Origin of the sequence: Shewanella pneumatophori, from assembly GCF_023283895.1 — a bacterium.
GTDB classification, from domain to species: Bacteria; Pseudomonadota; Gammaproteobacteria; order Enterobacterales; family Shewanellaceae; genus Shewanella; species Shewanella pneumatophori.
Genome location: NZ_JAKILB010000004.1, coordinates 304,772 through 325,923 on the forward strand (window position 1 = coordinate 304,772; position 21,152 = coordinate 325,923).

Below are 21,152 nucleotides of genomic sequence, written 5' to 3' on the forward strand. Positions count from 1 at the left end.
AGCTGTTGTTCTTTTCAATTAAACCATTCTTATAAATCGAGTTAGGACGCAGATACTTTTGCTCAATTTCCAGAAAAAAGCGCGCAGCCTATGAATATAGGTGAGCACTTTTGACACAGAAATTGAGTAAAATAGCCAGACAGTCACTCCGATTTATACAGATTCTTCGATGCTGATAGCTATATCGAAGACCTCGTATATGCGCAGACCATCTTTACTCAAGCTGGCATTACCTGTGATGACTTTCTTACCGTCTTCATCTTTGATTGAAGTAATGCTGACATCCATAGACATCTGCTTGTTCAGCGGATTGATTTGACCGCGATACTTCCACTTGATGTTCGATAAAATCTGACCAAACTTAGGATTTTTGAAATCTGCGCCCAAGTCTTTACTAATAGCGTAAGCTTGCATGGTTTCAATAATTGCTTCAACACCTAAGGAGCCTGGCATAACCGGATCTTGGTGGAAGTGGAACTGGAAGAACCAATCACTTGGGTCAATGGTGCGCTCGGCATACAAGTAACCTAAACCTTCGGTGCCGCCATTATCAACAATTTCAACACTGTCGATAAAGTTCAGCTGACCACCGGCTAGACGATAGTGTGGCTGGTTAGCTGGCGCATTAAAGTGACGGCAGCTCTTATCAAGCAGGTTCACCTTAGTGCTTGCAGCAACGCCGTTAGCTACATGCCATGGCTGAGTGACTTTACCGTTATCTAGGCCTAGCTGATCTTTAAGTGCGTCACCTTTAAAATAGCCAAATACCGCAGTGCCGCGATAGAAAGGCTCACCGTCAGTGCTTAGCTCGAAGCTAAAGCTTTGGATGATGTTAGTGCCGGCCATCACTGTTGATAATAAACGTGAGTCGTTACGGATGGTTTTACCACGTAAATCTACTTCACGTAGTAACTCACCGCTACCGTCTAAGTTACGGAAGAACAGCTCAAGGCCAGGGAAGCCTAGGGTTGTGCCCATGTAACCTGAGATAAAGCCGTTAGGTTGCAGTGAGATCTCCATTAAAATTGAATATGGCATCACTGCGCCGTGGCTGTTTTTATCGAAATACCACGCATCTGCAGGCACTTCATATTCAGCGATACACGATGATGGCTTTTTAAAGTCGCCACGCTTACCGTTAACTTCAATCACACGTGTGGTCACTTGTAAGTCACCGCATGGTGTACGTGGTGGGATCATGCCGCGATAGATTGAGAACTCTGGCCCGAAACAGTTTTCGATATTGCCTGTAGCAAACTCAAACATGTGATACGGCGTGAATGGCACTGTATCAGGTACACGGTTCGGGTAGTCTGGCGTAATTGGTGCTTCAACATGGGAAATCGGAATAACGCCCTTGTTTGGCTCTTTAGTCAGATCAGGAATTTGTGCCATTAATGGCGCATTGACTGATGCTGGCTTGTATACCTTTTTCGCACTTGTTTGAGCGTTTACTTGTGCAGTGCTAGCCGTTGTTGATTCAGTCAAAAGTGGATAACGAGTACACTCATCTTCCTCTTTTATCATCACCCCTAGGTTTTGGAAATCCACTACCGCTTTGCCATTAAGCAAGATATCGATGTTAGCTTTAGCATATGGGCGTGGACTGAAACCGATTTCAGTCACTTCCATACGGTAAGTTAGCACGCCTGATTGTGGCAGCACTTGACCGCGACAGCGTACTTGCTGTGAGGCGTTTTCAAGAGGTTGGAAACGACCATTTTTAGTTTGGGTATGCATACCAAGGTGCAGCATATAGAACTGCAATAACTGGCCACAACCTTCAGCCATTAGCGAGCCAGCCATCACTTGGTCGCCCTTGAAATGACATGGGAAGTACCAGTGGTCTGCTTCAAGCTGCTTATGACCCTCAATTAAGCCAAGTCCCCAAGTACCGCCAGTGCGATCAACCTTGCTGACTTGTTCAATCATCAAGAATTTTTCAGATGCGAAACAAAGTGACGGCTGGTGGACGCCACTGTGGCTTGGGCCAAAACAACCCTCAATATCAGCAGTTAATAGCTTATGAATATCACCATAACTAAATTGGGTTTTAGGACAATCTAGTAACGGATTAAAGCGTTGCTTTTGCACTAGGCTGCGAGCTTTAATCTCTTCTTCTGTGCGAATCACGCCTTTACCGTCGGCAAGCTCTTCATCAGTGAAGAAGCCAGCGCAGCCGCCATCCATCTTGAGGATCATCTTGTCGCCAACAAAACACTCATACGAGAAGAAGAACAGCAGGGTGTCGCCGTTGCGAGCATAGTTATTGATCTTAATGTCGTAACGTAGGGTATCTCCGCCACGTGGCAAGTCGCCTAGGAAGGTGAGGGTACAATCGAGTAGTCGATAAACCCGCTCGCCTTTGTTCTCAAAGTCGATACCGAGATAGCTAATAAGCATCAAGTCACATTGGCCTGATTCTACTGCTACCGCCCAAGGGATTTGTCCGTCTACTAAGTACGGCGCATCAACAGGGATGTCGTACTCAGTGGTCATTGAGCATGGCTTAAATTGATTGATGGTCGCATCAAGTTTGGTCACGCGCGATACCAACAGGTAGTCAGTGGTCGGTAGACGTACGCGGCGCGAGTAGCTGTCGATAATGGCATAATCACTGCCAAATACCTTGGCGATATCGCCTTCTGCGTACTCAACTAAATCGGCATAGTTCCAGATACACGGCTTTAATGCAGGCACTGGCGGCGTGTATGGTGGCACATTAGCGTGATCTGGTTTTAACTCCACAACACTGATTTGAACAGGTGTTGTAACTTGAACAGGTGTTGTAACTTGAACTGGTGATTCTGCGGCAATCGCTACATTCTCGCTTGTTTGAGTATCGACGGCTTGAGTATCGAGGGCCTGATTATCGATAGTTTGGCCTGTTACTTGAGCTAGCTGTTGCTTCAATAAAGCATCAGCCACCTTCATACCCGCACTGCGGCTTTCAAGAAAGGCGAGGTGAGCTTGTTGAGCCAATTGTTGGTTCTGTTGAAAATTGACTATGTCGCCAGAGCCAACCTTGCTAGCAACAGTATTGCCAGCAACAGTCTCAAGAGTCTTGTCTAAATTATTTGCTGTATTAGCAATGGTATTTGTTGTCATTGGTGGGGTACCTAATTCACGTTTGGTTGCCTGAGCGGTGACGCCAATGTTTGCAGTCTGTTGTGCTGCAATTGTTATTTGTGGCTCTGCTGAGCTTTCCGTTTCGAATGAGTTAGCCATTTCGACTGAGCCAGCGGCCTTAATAGGTTTAACTTGGTTGACCACTGTCGATGCTGTCGCTTGCGCCAATTTCTGAGTAATGCTTTCAAGGCTTGCAAGCGGTGTATCAACAATATGCTGGTAGATATCACGGCCACCTAAGGTGACTTGCTTAACCAGTTGGTGTTTAGCATCGGATTTAAGCTCATTGCTTAAACGCGCGGTTAATGCTTGTTGTTCGCTCGCTGTTTGGCTAATCAACAGCTGTGATAATTGGTTTTCACTGATATTGTTGATAAGCGCGCAATTGGCTTTATTGGTTTGGGCTACAGTATTTAAGTTAAGTAAGCCGTGTAATAGGCTTGCCATACCCGCTGCAGCAAAGCAGTGACCAACACGCTGCTCTGCAGCAGTGTGAGTCACTTGAGAGCTAACTATTGGCGCTAATTGAATTTGGCTAGCAGGCGCTGCCATAGTTTCAATCACTTTAACCTTATTAAAGTCTGTGGCAGTTTGGCTCAGTAGCTTGTCGGTAGCCAACGCTGTTTCGGCAGTTTTAGCAAAGCCAAGTGCATCAATTTGGCCGTATGAGCAGCCCGATGTAGCTTCATTTTTAACAAGCACGACCGCGCCAGCACCTTCACCGACATTCCAGCTTGCTGATGTTGGATTAAGGCTTGCTTCGAGGTTTGGCTCAATGGCTACAGGTGCAATGGCATTTTTAAGAATGACTTGCTCAAAGCTACCAGAGAGATCGACCGCTGCAATCACCACCGCATCTAGGTTATCCTCCATGATGAGGTTTTGCGCCACATCGATACAGCGGCTCACAGATTGCTCTGCTGCTGAAATAGTGAAGGCTGGGCCATTAAAGTCCCATAGTGACGCCACGCGTGACGCCATAATATTACCAATAAAGCTGGTGTACTGATTGAGCTTGGCAGCATCAAGCACGCTGTCCATGGCGATGGCTTCAAGCGCTTGGTATTCATCCGTTGATAAACTCACGCCCATGGCGGCAAGACTTTGCGCTAATTGAGTATGCAAGTTAACCCGGCCGCGGAACTGATGCAGTTCAAGCTCAGTTTCCATTGCCACTAATACAGCTACTTTTTGCCCCGGCTCAAGCTTGGCATCACGAATGGCTTCGTCTGTTACTCGCATTAGCATTAGCTGCTGTGAGATCAAACGGTCATCTTCGTTTGGCGGCAGTTTAAAGCGTAAAAAGTCCAGCTCGAAGTTATCAACATAAGCACCTTTTGGCGCAGATGCTAAGCCAAATTCAGCTAACAGTTCACTGTGCTTTTCAAGGCCTTTCCAGCGCTTTTTCGGCAGTTCGATAAAGCCATTCCCATCTTGGGTCACAGCATTGTTGAGTGCATTAATGCTGCTAAGAGGCCCAAAGTGCGAGGCAAGGCCAACCACTTTTAGCGGCTCAGCTTGACGCGGTACTTGAGTGGCTTCTGCCTTTACTGTTCCTTTGCCGTTGTATGACTCAAGCAACAGATGGGCGTTACAGCCACCAAAGCCAAATACCGATACGCCTGCGTGACGGGTTCTTACACCAAAATGATTATTCGATGGCTTATCTGGCCAGCCTTGAACCATGCTAGGCAGGGTTGGTTTACCGAAGAGTTTTTTCGGCGAAGCGATAGCATCACTAATATTGATACTTGGCGGCAGGTAACCTTCTTTCATGGCGAAGATCATCTTCATGATCCCCGGCATGCCCGCTGCAGTTAATAGGTGGCCTAAGTTAGACTTAGCTGAGCCAATTAACGGTGCATCGGTGCCTTGCAGCTTGTCTTCAAAGAAGGTTTCCATTGAAGTGAGCTCAATTTTATCGCCAAGCGGTGTGCCTGTTGCGTGGCACTCAATCACTTCAATGTCTTTTGGCTCAATGTCACTGGCAGCATAAGCACGTTCAAAGGCCTTCACCTGACCTTTTGGATTAGGGCTTAATACAAACTGGCCTTTACCGTCGTTTGATAGACCTACGCCGCTAACAACCGCATAGATTTTGTCATTGTCGCGCTCGGCATCTTCAAGACGTTTAAGCACTAATACGCCAGCGCCTTCGCCAGCAAACAAACCTTTACTGCTGGCATCAAACGGTACTGAGATACCATGGTCTGGGTAGGCGTGGAAGATTGAGAATCCCATATTAATAAAGAAAGGATCCGCGCCAGATACTGCGCCTGCTAGCATGATATCGGCTTTGCCAGTGCTTAGGTAATCGCAGGCAAGCTTTAATGAGTAAACCGAACTAGCACAGGCAGCATCTAGGCTTAGTTGTGCGCCGCCAAGGCCAAGTGCATCGGCCACCACTTTTGAGCTGTTATGGGCAATGGCACCATTGGCTGCATTTAGGCTGCTCTCATTTGCCGCGCGAGCGGTATGAGCATTAGTTGGGCTTAGCTTAAATGCCTTTACGCCTAGTTTATCTTGCAGGGCTTTTTCAACGGCGCTGTGATAAATTGGCAAAAACAGATCGTTTGAGCGGGTAGTTGGGAACGACAGCGCGCCCATGACTACACCTGCGCGGCTTAAATCAGCGCCGTTGATATCAATACCAGCATCAATTAGTGCGTTACGGCTAGTATCGAGCGCCCAAAGGAAGCTGTCGTCCAAGCCATTTAAGCTTTGCTCCGGCAATTTGTAGCCTGCAGCATTAAAGCTGAAGTTCTCAATGTAGCCGCCTTTATTACAATAAAAACGGTCAGATTGGCCTTGCACACCTTGATAATCTTGGCTGTTAGCGCCGAGTTTTTCGTTAGTTAAGGTGCTGCGAGAGTCGCGTTTATCCAGCAAATTCTGCCAAAATTCTTGCGGGGTTTTAGCGTCTGGATACAGAGTGGCTAAACCGACAATGGCGATTTTGCTTTGCTTACTGGTTTTACTTGCCTGAGATGCGCCTTTCTGGTTGGCAGAAAGGTGGTTAGAAGCATTGTCTGGTAATGACATTAGACTTCCCCTTGAAGTAAATGGTCTTGGTTAGACTCAAACTTGCTGTCAACATTTGCATGTGCTGCCAGCTGTTGGCTGGTCAATTGGCAAAGTGTTAGCTCGCGCTTGAGTCCATCAATAAATGGTTGCACCGATAATGGCACCTGATGGCTAATTAATTGGCCAAGCGCTTTAATCACGCTGGTAATATCTTGGCTACCTTTTGCGTTCATAGGCACTGTGCAACAAGGTTGATGTTGTACACTGCTGGCACCATCTTGTTTAACAATCTTGTCTATCAAGGTGCAGTTTTGTCTATCCGCGCCAATTTCAACAAACAGCTTAGCGCCTTGATGTTGGGCGTGATGTACTAGCGCGGTAAAGTCCAAGGTTTGGCAGAAGGTGTCGGCAATAGACTGAGCAACGACTTGGCTGCTAAGTGCTTGCTCACTCACCGTTTGCTTGGCAGTTAAATCAGCGGCGCTGATAAAGCTTATTTCACTAGGAAGCTCTGCTTTTAACGGTTGCAGATAAAAATCCATCACATTTTGATGCTCTTGCATCGCAGGCTGCGTATGCATCGCCGTTACACGATTAGCTGCAATACCGCGTTTACCCAGTGCTGCAAGTAGCGCTTTACATTGGATTTCACAGCCAGCGATTACGCAGGTATCCCCTTGAATAATCGCGAGGTAAGCGTGTGGGTAATCTTTTAGCAAGGCTTCAATCGGCGCTGCTTCACTTCTAACCACAAAGCTATTCCACTGGATTTCCGCTGCGGTATCATCAAGCTGCCAAGCTTGTCTAACCGCGGTCAATTTGCCGGAAATAGCAGAAGTAAATAGCGGGTCGGTTTGGGTTTTGCTGATCAGCGCATGCGGGTTTTGCCATACGCCTAAGCTTGCCCACATTGATGCTTCACCCATTGAGTAACCTAATGCAAAATTAGGCTTAATATTAAACTCATCGGTGAGCAGCTGAGTTAACAGGTAGCTGCTCCCCACGCCAGCAATGGCTAAGTCACCTAAGCTCATTTGGGCAGCATGTTTAGGGTCAAGATGATAGATATCTTCTGCTTGTAGCATCGCCTTTAAATCGCCTTCACGCTCAAGTTTGGCGTAAAGCGCAGGGAAGTACTGATGCAGCTCATTAAGCATATCGGCGTAAACCGTTCCCACACCCGGATAGACAAAAGCAAGACCCGCTTGGGCGTTGTCATTGTTGCTGCCAAGCGGTGTTAGGGTTAAGTAACTGCCCGCCGGTGTTTTGTATTGGATTAAGCCTTTATTCGTTGATGTGGCGTTTGTTTGCTCAGCAAACAGCGCTGTGAGTGCATCGTTAAGCGCGCTTAACTCTTGCTTTGCAGCGCTAACAGAGCTTGCTTGAATCACAGCCTGATAAGCGGGCTTACTATCGCGAGTAGTGAGTTTGTCTGCGTTGACTAAGTTGTCATACATTATGCTGAGCAGCTCTAGTTGGCATTCTAGAGAAAGCTCATTAACCTCAGTTACCTGCAAACGCTCTAATTGCTGCATTAACTGAGTTATTGATGCGGTTATTTGTTGCTGACTGTTACCCGGCAAGATAAACATTAATCTTTGCTGGTTTAGCATTGATTTCGCAGCTAACAATCCTGAACCTTGAGTAAGCACATAGCTGGTTGCTTGTTGGCCATTAATAAAGTTGATGGCAGCAACACGGTTTTGGTGAAATTCGCTAAACCAATAGTGGCTTTTGGCTTGTTTAGGGCCAAGTTCCACACCTTGATTAACCTCTTTTCTCACATGGGTGCGGCTAGCAAGTTGCTGAATAAGCGAATAAACCTCTGTGAACTGCTGTTCACTTTTGAGGTTCTCAAAACACTCATTCACGCTGACATCAGTTAAGTTACGCTTGGCTTGGCTTAAAGCATGAGACAGCGCATTAGTCTGAGCTAGGCTTAGCGCATTAGCGCCAAGCTTTAGCTCACCAGATACTTGACTCATTGGCGTCGATTTAGCTTGCTGCATAGCGGCAAGCTGCGCATGAGGATGGATCCGCATTTGCGCCGCTTTTAATGCAGGCAGCATTAACAAAGCGTGAGTTGCCGTAGCAAGCTTGACGATATAGCCATTGTTAATTGCGTTGGTCGCAGCATTTAGCTGCGACTCAAAGCTGTTTGCATCGCTATCATCTGAGATAGTGATGCTGAGCATTTCAGGTGTCGGCGCACTATTAAGCAGGGCATTTAGCTCAGGCTGCAGTGTTTGATAGCTGGCTAATACTGACTGGTCGACAGAGTTAACTTCAAACTGCGGTGTTGGCAGTAAGATAAGTGCGATGCGCAGCGGCATCGCACTAGCTTTAGGCGTTTGTTCCACTAATTCGCCTCACTGTCGTTTGCTAAGACAGCAGGTAAAAATGCTGAATTTAAGCTTTTGCTAATGGTGATTTTAGCTGACTTAAACATGGCACTTAACTCGCCGTTGTCACGATATAGCGCAACATTCGCTTCAAGTGAGCGTTTGTTGTGCTTAATCACTTCAAGCTCTATGGTACCAGTTTCACCAAAGGCCATTGGTTGGTATGAGGTAAACTCACCAATGCTTGATGGCAAACTTGCCGAGCCAGTTTTAAGGCGAGCCCAAACCAGCATAGCTTGTAATAGCAAGTCCTCAGCAAAAGGTTGACTGCCACCCATGTGGGTTTGCGGCAAGAACTCACCACAATCGCTAAGTTCAACCTTAGGCAGAGCGACTTTAGCAATTAAGCCTTGATCATCGAACTGCACTACAGATTGGATCCCTTGTAGACGCGGACCGTGGAACAAGGTGCCGTTGCTATAAAGCTCTTTTGCTGTGGTAATCGCCTTAGCGCTTAAATCAAACTGCTTGTTAAGTTGCTTAATATCGGCATTATCACTGATAAGCGTCGCCTTGTATTGCGGACGCCCATTACAGCTGATTAATGCTTGTAGCGTAGCTTCGTCTGAATCGTCTGGCGTTAGCTCAAGTGTTAACTCTTGCGGCTCATCAGTCTCAAATACAATGCCTTTTAATAGCTTGTAATCAAGTACCTTAACTTGAGCGCCAAGCATGTCGCTTGCCGCTTCACGCATCCAGTCGATGGCGCATACCGTTGGCAACACACTGTTACCGCCAATGCGGTGATCTTCAATGAAGACCATGGCACTTGGGGTTAACAGACGCGTTGCAGTGACAGCTTGTAGTGGTGTTTTTTGTGCACCAGCACGCGGATGCGATGCACTTAGCACCTCACCCGCATTAAGCTTTTTTACAGAAGCAGTCTCAGTTGCTTTAGTGTCGCTGCCACCTTGCATTGACGTACCAATGAGCAACTGCACGCCAGTTTCAGCCAATAGCTGAGTGGCAAATAGCTCTGCACCTGCTTTTAGTGGAATAACGTACACACCACGCTCGGTAAACATCTTTTTAAGCGCTGGGTTAACCATGCCGCCATCCCAAGGACCCCAGTTAAAGCTCATGACTTTAGCTTGTGGGTTGCGAGCGGTGAACTGCAGCGCTGCCTTGTTAAGAATATCGTTCGACATCGCGTAATCGCTTTGGCCGATATTACCGTAAAAACCTGCTGCAGATGAGAACATAGCAAGTAATTTAATTTTGCTTGGCTCAAGTGCCGCGAGCAGCGCTTTTAGGCCGTTGACTTTAGTGCCATAAACTTTAGCAAGTTCAGCAAGAGTCTTGTCTTGAATATGCTTGTCGGCTAGTACACCTGCGCCATGAATAAGACCGGTGATCTCATTTGAGCGACCATTAAGTGCTGCTGTGATTGCGGCGCTATCGGTAACATCCATGCTGACGTATTCAGCTGAGGCGCCAACTTTGTTAAAGGCGGCTAGGGCGGCATTAATTTCAATGCTGCTTTGCACTGGCCACACAGCGGCTTCAACTTGCTTAGGCGTTGGCTTTTGACCAGTAGAAATAATATGTGCGATTGCAGCTGATTTTAGCTCGCTAGTTTGCTTACCCTCAGCCCAGCTTGGTAAAGCTTGTAATTCACTGCGCCCAGCTAAGATAAAGTGAGACTGGCTGCGAGATGCTAATGCCAGTGCACATTCAAATGTCACCCCTTTTGCCCCACCAGTCACTAAGATTTTATCTGTGCTGTTAAGCTCTGCTTTTGCTGTTTTATCTGCAGCTTCAGCAGCAACTAGAGTTACGCGGTTAACTTTGCCATCAATTAAGCTTAAGCCCACTTCAGGTAGCTGAGCTTGGCTATCAAATAGTTCACTGGTGATTGCATCAGCAAGATGGGTTGCATCAACATCTGTTGCAATATCTAGCGCGCGACAGAACACTTGTGGCCATTCATGGCTTAAGGTTTTAGTTAAACCAGCTAATGCTGCTTGGTTTAGCTCAGCATCTTTTAGGGCGTCAGTATTTAGGTAACCAAAGCCACCGTCGATACGGCTTACTGTTACAAAACAGCGACGCGCATCTGCTCCAGCAACGAGCTTTGGTTGCAATAATTTGGCCCACAAGAACGCATTGCTAACGTGAGTAAAACTTTGCGCATCTAGGTTTACTGCCGTTTGCTCTTCTGTATTCGCTTCTGGTTGCAAGTGAATAAAGCCACCAATAGCGCCAACCTGAGTTTCAATCTGCGCGATAACTGCAGTGATACTGGCTTCAAGCTCAGATTCTTGGCTTGAGGCAAGCTCAAAGCTAGCAACATCGCTTGAAAGTGGCGATTGAGGCTGACCTTTCGGTAAACGCACAACGGCTACTTTTAGGCCTTGTTTAATAAGTTTCTCAGCTAAAACGCCTGCGTTGTGACCATCATCGTTAATCACAACACTTGCGTCTGCGGCGAAACAATTTTCTAGCTTGTTCGCCGCATTAAGCTTTTTTAGCGCTACCTCGCTATGAGGAGGAAGCTCAACACTTGGTTCTGCCGAAATTGCTGCCGGCTTTGCAGCATTTGCAGCACTTGTATCAGCAGAGCCTTCAGCCGCACTTGTAGAAAGTTTAGAGCCATCAGCCAGTTGAGAGTTCATATAGCTAACGATTTCGCCAAGCGTGCGGCACTCAGCGAGATCTTCAGGATTAAGCTCAGGTAAACCTGGGAGCTCATCTTGTACTGTGCCAAGAATTTCAACGCGCTTAATAGAATCAATACCAAGGTCTGCTTCCATATCCATGCCAAGTTCTAGCATTTCAGTTGGGTAGCCGGTCTTTTCAGCAACTACAGACATCATAGTCGCCTGTACCTTGTCAGCAGAAAGACCATTCACTGCAGGAGTCGCAGCAGTGGCACTTGTATTAGCAGAGCCTTCAGCTGGAAGCTTAGAGCCGTCAGCCAGCTTAGAGTTCATATAGTCAACGATTTCGCCCAGCGTACGGCACTCAGCTAAATCTTCAGGATTAAGCTCTGGTAGACCCGGTAGCTCATCTTGTACTGTGCCAAGAATCTCAACGCGTTTAATTGAGTCGATACCTAAATCGGCTTCCATATCCATGCCAAGTTCTAGCATTTCAGTTGGGTAGCCGGTCTTTTCTGCAACTACTGACATCATAGTGCTTTGCACTTTCTCTGCAGAGAGACCGTTCGATACAGGAGTCGCAGCAGCTTGAGGCGCCGCAACGGCACTAACATTAAGAGACGCAGCGGCACTTGTATTAGCAGAGCCTTCAGCCGGCAGTTTACTGCCCATATAGTCAACGATTTCGCCTAGGGTGCGACACTCTGCTAGATCTTCTGGATTTAGCTCAGGTAAACCCGGTAGCTCATCTTGTACTGTGCCAAGAATTTCAACGCGCTTGATAGAATCGATACCTAAATCGGCTTCCATATCCATTTCAAGTTCAAGCATTTCAGTTGGGTAGCCAGTTTTATCTGCAACTACAGACATCATGGTCGCTTGAACTTTTTCTGCAGAGAGACCATTCGCTACAGGAGTCGCAGCAGCGGTACTTGTAGACAGCTGATAGTGCATAGAGCCTTCAGCTGGCAGCTTAGAGCCGTCAGCGAGTTTAGAGTTCATATAAGTCACGATTTCGCCAAGAGTACGACACTCTGCCAAATCTTCTGGATTTAGCTCAGGTAAACCCGGTAGCTCATCTTGTACTGTGCCAAGAATTTCAACGCGCTTGATTGAATCGATGCCAAGGTCAGCTTCCATATCCATTTCAAGTTCTAGCATTTCAGTTGGGTAGCCAGTCTTTTCGGCAACCACAGACATCATAGTCGCTTGAACTTTCTCCGCAGAGAGACCATTCGCTGCAGGAGTCGCAGCTGCGGCACTTGTAGACAGCTGAGAATTCATAGAGCCTTCAGCCGGCAGCTTAGAGCCGTCAGCGAGTTTAGAGTTCATATAGTCAACGATTTCGCCTAGAGTACGACACTCAGCTAGATCTTCAGGGCTAAGCTCAGGTAGACCCGGTAGCTCATCTTGTACTGTGCCAAGAATTTCAACGCGCTTGATAGAATCTATGCCTAAATCGGCTTCCATATCCATTTCAAGCTCTAGCATTTCAGTTGGGTAGCCAGTCTTTTCGGCAACCACAGACATCATAGTCGCTTGAACTTTCTCCGCAGAAAGACCATTCGCTGCAGGAGTCGCAGCTGCGGAACCTGTAGACAGCTGAGAATTCATAGAGCCTTCAGCCGGCAGTTTACTGCCCATATAGTCAACGATTTCGCCTAGCGTTCGACACTCAGCTAGATCTTCAGGGCTAAGCTCAGGTAGACCCGGTAGCTCATCTTGTACTGTGCCAAGAATTTCTACACGCTTGATAGAATCGATGCCTAAATCGGCTTCCATATCCATTTCAAGCTCTAGCATTTCAGTTGGGTAACCGGTTTTCTCAGCAACCACTTCAAGCATAGTGGCTTGGACTTTTGTTGCGCTCAGGGCTGTTTCGGCGCTGAAGGCTGAAGGCGTTGTAGTCGCAACACTTGTATTAATCGGTTCAATAGCGGCTTGAACTGGTGCGGCTTGACGAACAACTTGTGCCGGAGCAGTTTGAACTGGAGTTGTCACAGGTGCTGGCTGCGCTTTTGGAGCTGGAGCTTGAGTTGGCTGCTCTGACACATGGTTAACTTGTGTTGAAATTACTGGCTGGACTGCAGTTTGGCTTTGAACCACTTGGCTTTGAATCGCTTCATTGTGAATGGCTGGAGCGTAAGTTGCTTGGCTGCTATTGAGTAGGTTTAACGCTGCAATGTTGCTACCCGCTTGCATCTCAAGGAACTGGGTGTGGCTTTGTAGTGTTTGCGCTTGTAGTTGGTGGAATTGCTCCATTGAGCGTTGCAGACTCTCTGGAATTGCAACACCAGAACTTGCCAGTTTAGCTTGCTCGGTCATCAGCGTAGTGAACGTCTCACCATATTGCTGCGGAATAGCTAAGAACTGCTGATGCAACTGTGCGGTTTGCTGCTGTGCAGCAAAAAAGTTGCTGAGTGCATCACCACTAATGCTCTGGACTGCTGGCTTACTGTTTTTAGACACGACTTGGTTCTCTATTACTGGAGCGACAACTGAACGGGTTTGAATTGCATTGGCTTGCACTGAATTAACAGGAGCTTCAACCTCAACAACTTTCTCTACTTCAACCACTTTTTCGACGATCTTTTCGACTTCAACCAGTTTCTCAACTTCAACGATTTTTTCTTCAATAACATGTTCTATTTGCGAGGTGACGATACCTGTCTCTAAAGACTTGGCCATCTTAGCGCGAGTTGCTTTGCTGATATGGTTAGCAGCATTAAGCGAAATGCTCATTGGCGACTTTTTCGCTGGTGCGGCAATATCGGCTTGGTATGGGTCAATTTCACTGAGTACCACACCAGTAACCGCTAGCTGCATTGCTGCTTGCTTAAGCTGCAGATCACTATCAACTTTAGGATTAGGGTTGATAGAGATAGTGCAAACTTCATTTTCAGTGTTGACAAGCGTGCCTTGAACTAATTTTTGTAAGATGTTCTTTGGACCAAATTCAACAAATACACGGGCGCCGTCGTTGTACATGGCTTCTAGCTGGCTAGTAAAGCGCACTGATTGAAGCATATGTTTCTTAAACGAGGCTTTAATCTTTGCAGCAGTGCTTTCATAAAGTCCGCCAGTTGCATTTGAGTAAAGTGCTCGGCTTGTTTTAGTAAATTTGGCTGCGTCAATCGCTTTAGCAAATGGCGCTTGAGCGTGACCAACAAGTTCAGTGTGGAATGCACCTGATACTGGCAGGTTAATCGCTTTGTAACCAAGCTCAGTTAGCGCTTTAGCCGCATCAGCGGTAGTTGCTGTTGGGCCTGCAATTACTGATTGCGTTGGCGCGTTATAGTTAGCGACTTTCACCCCATCAAATTTAGCGATGGTGGCTTCAACGGTTTCAAGGTCTGCAGCACTCTTGGTTATGATTGCAAACATTGCTCCTGCATCTGCTTCAACGCCGTCTTTAGCCGGTGCTTTTGTTGCCATAGCCTCACCACGAGCAAAAGCCAGCTTGTAGTAGTCATCAGCTGAAATAACACCTGCAGCACACAGTGCACTTAGCTCACCAAAGCTATGGCCTGCAACCATGTCGGCATTAAAGCCAGCCGCAGTAAACAAATCGTATTGACCCATTGAAATCGCACCAATTGCGCTTTGGGCATTGGCGGTATTGGTCAAAATGGCTTCTTGAGCCTTTAATTCATCTTTATTAAATACAGGCTTTGGATACAGAGTTTGCGATAACGGCGTTTTATCATTTGCGGCAAATACTTTATCTGCAGTTACAAATTGCTGACGCATCTCTGGGTAATAACAAGTAAGGTCACGGCCCATATTGAGATATTGTGAACCTTGGCCAGCAAACAGTGCGGCAACTTTACCTTCTACTGCAGCGGCGCGGTAGCTAGTGCCACCAGGTAGCTGCCATGCGTTATCATCGCTAGCTGCTAGTTTGGCAAGTGCTTGCTTAATTAGGCCTGCTAACTCTTCAGCTGTGTTTGCAACTAAACCGATCCGTGGTGCATTTTTATCAAGCTCACGTACGCCATAGTTTGCTGCTGCATCTTTGAGGATAAACTCAGCTTGGCTTGCAGATGCTGCTAGTACGTTTAACTCGTTAATTAGCGATGCTTTATCGCTTGCGCTAACAAGGAAGCTTTGCGCCACTTGGCGTTGACGATACTTAGCTTTTTCGCTATCAGTACGGCTGTGTTCTTGGTTGTACTCTTCTAGTACAAAATGGAAGTTAGTGCCACCAAAACCAAATGAGCTAATACCCGCGCGGCGCGGCGTACCATCAACACGTGGTAACCATGGACGAGTCTCAGTGTTTAGATAAAACGGTGAGTTTTCGATATCAAGTTTAGGGCTTGGCTGACTAACGTTAATGGTCGGCGGCAGTACCTTGTGATGCAAAGCAAGAGCAGCTTTAATTAAACCTGCTGTACCTGCAGTTGATTTAGTATGACCAATTTGTGATTTAACTGAACCTAGCGCAATGTGTTGCTTGGTATCGTTGCCTTCAGCAAATACTGAGCAAAGGCCGGCAAACTCTGCCGCGTCACCTGCTGCAGTACCTGTTCCGTGAGCTTCAATTAGACCTAAGGTATGCGGCGCAAAACCTGCGTCATCATAGGCACGGTTAAGTGCTTTAGCTTGGCCTGATGGGCGAGGGGCATAGATTGATTTAAACTTACCGTCAGATGATGCACCCACACCTTTAATTACAGAGTAAATGCGGTCGCCATCGCGCTCTGCATCTTCAAGACGCTTTAGCGCCACCATGCCAATACCTTCACCAATCATCATGCCTTTTGAGTCGATATCAAATGGCTGAATGGTTTCGTTAGTGGTAAAGGCGGGCGTTTTTGAAAAGCTCATATACATAGAGGGTGAGTTATCAGTACACACACCACCGGTGATCATCATTTCAGAGCGACCTTCAGTTAGCTCTGTTAGCGCCATACGCATAGCAGCAAGTGATCCAGCACAGGCAGCATCAACCACACAGTTCATGCCGCCAAAATCGAAGCGGTTGGCGATACGGCCCGCAATAACGTTACCAAGTGAACCTGGGAACGAGTTTTCTTCCCAGTGTACATATTGGTCTTGGAATTTCTTGATAAGCATTTCGCTGTCGGTGTCACTAATGCCGCTATTGGCGAATACTTTCTTCAATACTGGGTATTGCAGACGCGCTGTTAGGCTGTGGCTAATTTTTTGACCACCGCCGACACCTAAGGTGATACCAATTTTATCGCGGTCGTAATTCTCAGGTAAGTTAGCATCAGCCAACACTTCTTTAGCAACGATGAGTGATAATAGTTGCGATGAATCGGTCAGTTCCAAAATGTTTGGCGGCAGGCCAAACTCCATTGGGTTGAAGTCTACATCTGGCAAAAAGCCACCACGTTTACAGTAGCTTTTGTCTGCTGCGGTTTTATCTGCGTCGTAATATTCTTCAGGCTGCCAGTGAGTTGATGGTAATTCAGTAATCGCATCAATTTTTTCGCTGATTAAGTCCCAAAACTTATTCAAATAGCGAGAGTTTGCAAAAATACTCGCCATGCCAACAATAGCAATTGGCATATCTTTTAGTCGTTTATTTAAACGAGAGTCAGCTTGTGAGTCTTGTGCTTGCTCAGTTGCTGAGTTTGTAGGTTTAGAGGTCTGGCTCATTATGAGTCTCCACTGGGTGCCTGTGTTTCAGGCGTCTTGTTGATTGTTTCAGGCATATCTTTAGAGGGGCGGCGATTTTGCGTCGCTCCAGGAAAGCGCTGTAAAAAGGTGTGATAGTTACGCACGAGTAACTTTCGTAAATGGAATGGCCCGTGTTTTAGCACATAAGCCATATATCTATTCGTGGCTTGTGTATTGCCATCTTGGTATATGTCGAGATAGATCCAGTCGCTATGAGGATCAATGCCGAGCAAAATTGAACTGGGTGCTTCTTCGGTTAACTTTGGTGGAATGGTGAGAGACACCACTTGCACCACATTGTCACCATCGGTACTAGGTAAGGCTAAGGTTTTTGCCAGCGTTTCATAGTGCAGGGTGTAGGTTTGCACATCGCTGCCTTGAGTGACTGGAATTTGATTAAAGTAGCGCATTGGTACGTGTGGGCTTTGGATATCACTCACCCGTGAAACGCCATAACGCTTCAAACATCTTGCTAAACCTGAGCGCGACACGTTTGGATTGATAAACTCTTGGGTTGCTTTGAGCAATCTGTCTAATGGCATTTTCAATTGATAACGCAGGCCCACAACCACATATTCTTGCAAAGGGGTTAGCGTGGTATTGAGATGGTGCGGGGTATTAGGACAGTTTTCGACAGAGTCACGCTTGCGCCACTTACGTACGGTAGCTTCACTGATATTTAATATTTTAGACAGTTGGCTAACACTGAGATCCGACTCTTGTATGAATCGGCGCATCTCAGGTGTTGTAGTGGCATTTCTATGCCGAGCCTCAGTCTCTGTTTGCGTACACTTATTCGAAGTAATAGTAGCTTCATCCAAGTGTTCACTATTTATTTTTGCCATCAGTTTAGCGGGTTTCCGTTAATAATCTGTTGGGACTTAATGCCGATAAAACTTACGGTGAACTTAGCGCTAAGCCACATTTTATCGCCATTTTGTCAATATTGTTTAGCTAATGGCAGAGCAGACTACCTGAGCTTATGGGTCAATACAATCACCTGGGACTGAATAATTACAGATACGACCAGCTTGGGAGAACACTTGTGCGCTAAAACGCAATTTTATGTAGTAAAATCAAGGGTAAAATAAAAAGCGTGAGCTGTGTCTCGTGTTAATGAAATTGTTCGTTTGTGTAAGTGCGTGTAAGCAATTAACTTTGGCGTTACATTGAGGGGCGGGGTTTTTAAGGCGTAAGATGCTCGGAGAACCAGTTTAAGATTGGATTTCATAAAAAAATGCAATCTCTACGAAGAGATTGCATTTTTATTAGTTAGAGGCGTAATAATTAATTACATCATTACCTTAATACCTAGGAATGCACGGCGACCAACTAGATCATATAGCGCATCGTTAGTGTATCCAGGTGGAAGTGCGTCAAATAGGTTACGTACACCACCGTTAATCATGAAGTTCTCATTGATGTAGTATGTAGCGCTCAAGTCATGAGTTGTCATTGAGCCTATGTGGCCTGGATATAAATCTTCAGGAGAGCCACCATTTTCAGAGACATCATAAGTTACTACGCTATCAATATAACGCGTGTTCCAGCTAACACTTAGATCATCTAGACGGTAATCGATGCCTAGGCGGAACTGCAGCTCTGGATCACCTACTTCGCCTTTTTCATCATTAATCTCATCAGGACGATTTTGGAATTCAAGACGTTCTAGTTCAAGTAATTGGTTCCCCAATAGGTTGAAGCGTAGTTCACCAGGCGCGTTGAAAGACTCTAGATCTAATGAGTATGCAGCTTGAAATTCAATACCTTTGGTATTCAATGCCGCGGCATTTAGATAACCAGAGCGAACAAGTTCAATATCATAGGTCGTTGGATTACGATCAACTTGACTACAGAAGTCGGTGTCAGGTCCGCCAGTTGAGTCAACACAGTTATCAGCCACAGTCTGGGTGGCTACTGACAAAATAGCATCCTCAATTTGAATATCATAATAATCGACAGTGAATGATAGATTGTCAGCAAACGTTGGTGTCCAAACAAGACCACCTGTAAAGGATGTTGATGTTTCAGGTTTTAGATCTGGGTTACCACCAGATAAGGTATCTACACTGACGTTATCATTAGCTTGGAATCCTGGAGGGATCCCCAATGCTGCACAGTTTGACACGCGATCCGGATCGTCATTAATGTTATCTGCATCACATGGATCTGAAACGCGGCCAAAACCAGGAGAGCGTGGACTAAAGGCTTCTGCAATGTTTGGTGCTCGTACTGCTTCACCTACCGTACCACGTAATGCAAGTTGCTCTAATGGTGAGTAGAACATACCAGCTTTCCATGCTTCAGTCTTACCGGCATGTGAGTAATCAGCATTACGGTATGCACCGTCAAAGCTCAACTCATGTGCAAAAGGTAATTCTTTTAGTACTGGGATGTTCACCTCAACAAAATACTCAGTCACGTCGTATTCGCCATAAGAATCTGGCGTTGCAGCGCTTGTCAAGAAACCTGCTTTAGTAAATTCATCGGTTGTTGAACCAGACGTTTCTTCACGGTATTCAAAACCAACAACCATAGCGATTGCACCACCTTGAAGCTCAAATAGTTCTTCAGAATCGGTACCGAGAGTACCACCAATCACTTGTTGAGTTATTTTGTCTTCACGAGTCACATCAGCAGAAACCCAGTCGCGGGCTTCTGCTGAAGCTTGACCCATGCCAAATGGGTTATAAGCAACACAGTCGCTACCATTTACAGACGCGGGATCTGTATAGTCATCGCCTTGAGCGCTTGCTACTTGTGAGCGACACGCTGCTAAGCCAGTATCAGGATCAATAACAGAGTCGACAGCTGCGACAAAGTTATCAGGAATTAGGTCATTAAGGGTTTTACGACGGTTATTAGTCTCGCCATAAACATAGTAAAGGTCGTAATCAAATATGGTTTCGCTAATATCAAAGCCACCTTTAAAGCCACCTACGTAACGGAAAAGTTCGCGTTTATTTTCTGCTGAGCGATTTCCTAATTCATCAAAAAACTTGGCAAAACTAGCATTGGTTTGACCCGCATCGAGCATTTGCTGACGCAAGTCGTCATTCAAAAAGGCGTTATCTTCAACATTGATATTAATGTTACCAAAACGGAATGAAGGCTGAAATTGTTGCTGAATATCTGACTTTACATATCTGAAGTCAGTGTAAAATTGAATGTTATCGGTAAAATCAAAGTTGAATGATGAGCCAACGTTTATTCTTTCTACCCCTGGAATATAGTTTTCGTATGCTTCAGTGTTGAAACATGTGTCACAGCCATTAGGGAATGAACCAAATGCAAAGCTGTTAGTCCCATCACGTTCTTGTTGTGCAATAGGATTGCCGTTACTGTCAAAGGTTGAGCGACCAATTCCACCACCAAATGCATTGATAACACCGGTAGCATTAATCATTTCAGAATAAACTCGTGGTACACGTAGTCTGTCTGGAATACCATCATCTTCACCACCATCGGCTTCGTTTTTAATTGTTCCCCAAGCATCGAATTGGCGAATGTCGGTAGCCATGACTTCTTTTGTACGTTCATAACCTGCGTAGAAGGTTACATTACCACGTCCATCTGCAACGTTTGCACCACCCAAAATGTCAAAAGAGTGCTCTTGAGTGCCTACACTTTCAGTAGAACCGCTAGTACGTGCGTTAAACTCAAAGCCTTCAAAGTCTTCTTTAAGGATAACGTTGATAACACCTGATACAGCGTCCGAACCATAAATTGCTGAAGCACCGCCGGTTACAATCTCAACTCGCGAGATCATGCTAGTTGGTATAGTTGACAAATCTACCTCAGCTGAGCCCGGTTGGCCGGCAACGTAGCGCTTACCGTTGACTAATACTAAGGTTCTGTTAGCACCTAGACGACGCAAGTCTGCTGAGCTAACACCTGCGCTTGAGTTGCTATTGTTATTACCAATAATAGTGTTGGTTGCACCAATAGCAGGTAATTCTGCTAGTACGCTACCTAAATCTTGATTACCAAATTTTGTCAGTTCTTCGGCTGAAAGGCTGACGACTGGAGCTGGTTGAGTTAGCTCTGCTTTAGCGATTCGCGATCCGGTCACTGCGACTCTTTCTATTTGTTCTTCAGCAGCAGTTTCTTCTGCAAAAACAGGCATAGCTAGCGAGGCTGTTAAGCCTGCGGATATGGCAAGTTTGACTGAGCGCGAAAGTTTTGAATTTAAAAACATACTCATTCCCTTAATATAATTGTTATAAAATTCTCAATTACAATAACCATATCCAAATACTAAACGTTACTCTTGTTGCTTTTTTGTGAAAATTGTAAGCGCGTTGTTTGTGTTGCGCCTTGGTTTTATTGTCTGCTTATTTGTTCTATG

At 46.0% G+C, this 21,152-nt stretch carries 5 protein-coding genes; all 5 read right to left on the bottom strand.

From position 1 onward, the window contains the following. Nucleotides 1–153: 153 nt before the first annotated feature. The 5 genes from pfaC to L2740_RS08515 all read right to left on the bottom strand — a co-directional run bounded on the left by pfaC (nucleotide 154) and on the right by L2740_RS08515 (nucleotide 21,002). Complete coding sequence (gene pfaC / locus L2740_RS08495) at nucleotides 154–6,171, bottom strand: eicosapentaenoate synthase subunit PfaC (RefSeq protein WP_248949625.1); 6,018 nt, start codon at nucleotides 6,169–6,171, stop codon at nucleotides 154–156. Continuing rightward, nucleotides 6,171–8,513, bottom strand: coding sequence for an eicosapentaenoate synthase subunit PfaB (pfaB, locus tag L2740_RS08500; protein ID WP_125458613.1), 2,343 nt, complete (start codon nucleotides 8,511–8,513; stop codon nucleotides 6,171–6,173). The genes pfaC and pfaB overlap by 1 nt, the downstream gene beginning before the upstream one ends. Then, complete coding sequence (pfaA, locus tag L2740_RS08505; protein ID WP_248949626.1) at nucleotides 8,513–16,783, bottom strand: eicosapentaenoate synthase subunit PfaA; 8,271 nt, start codon at nucleotides 16,781–16,783, stop codon at nucleotides 8,513–8,515. Before pfaA ends, pfaB begins: the two co-directional genes overlap by 1 nt. Further along, nucleotides 16,783–17,649 carry a transcriptional regulator gene (locus L2740_RS08510; protein ID WP_248949627.1) on the bottom strand — a complete coding sequence of 289 codons (867 nt, stop codon included), beginning with the start codon at nucleotides 17,647–17,649 and terminating at the stop codon, nucleotides 16,783–16,785. Before L2740_RS08510 ends, pfaA begins: the two co-directional genes overlap by 1 nt. A gap of 446 nt (nucleotides 17,650–18,095) precedes the next feature. Further along, a complete protein-coding gene (locus tag L2740_RS08515; protein WP_248949629.1) occupies nucleotides 18,096–21,002 on the bottom strand; it encodes a TonB-dependent receptor domain-containing protein in 2,907 nt (968 codons plus the stop codon). Nucleotides 21,003–21,152 lie beyond the last annotated feature (150 nt).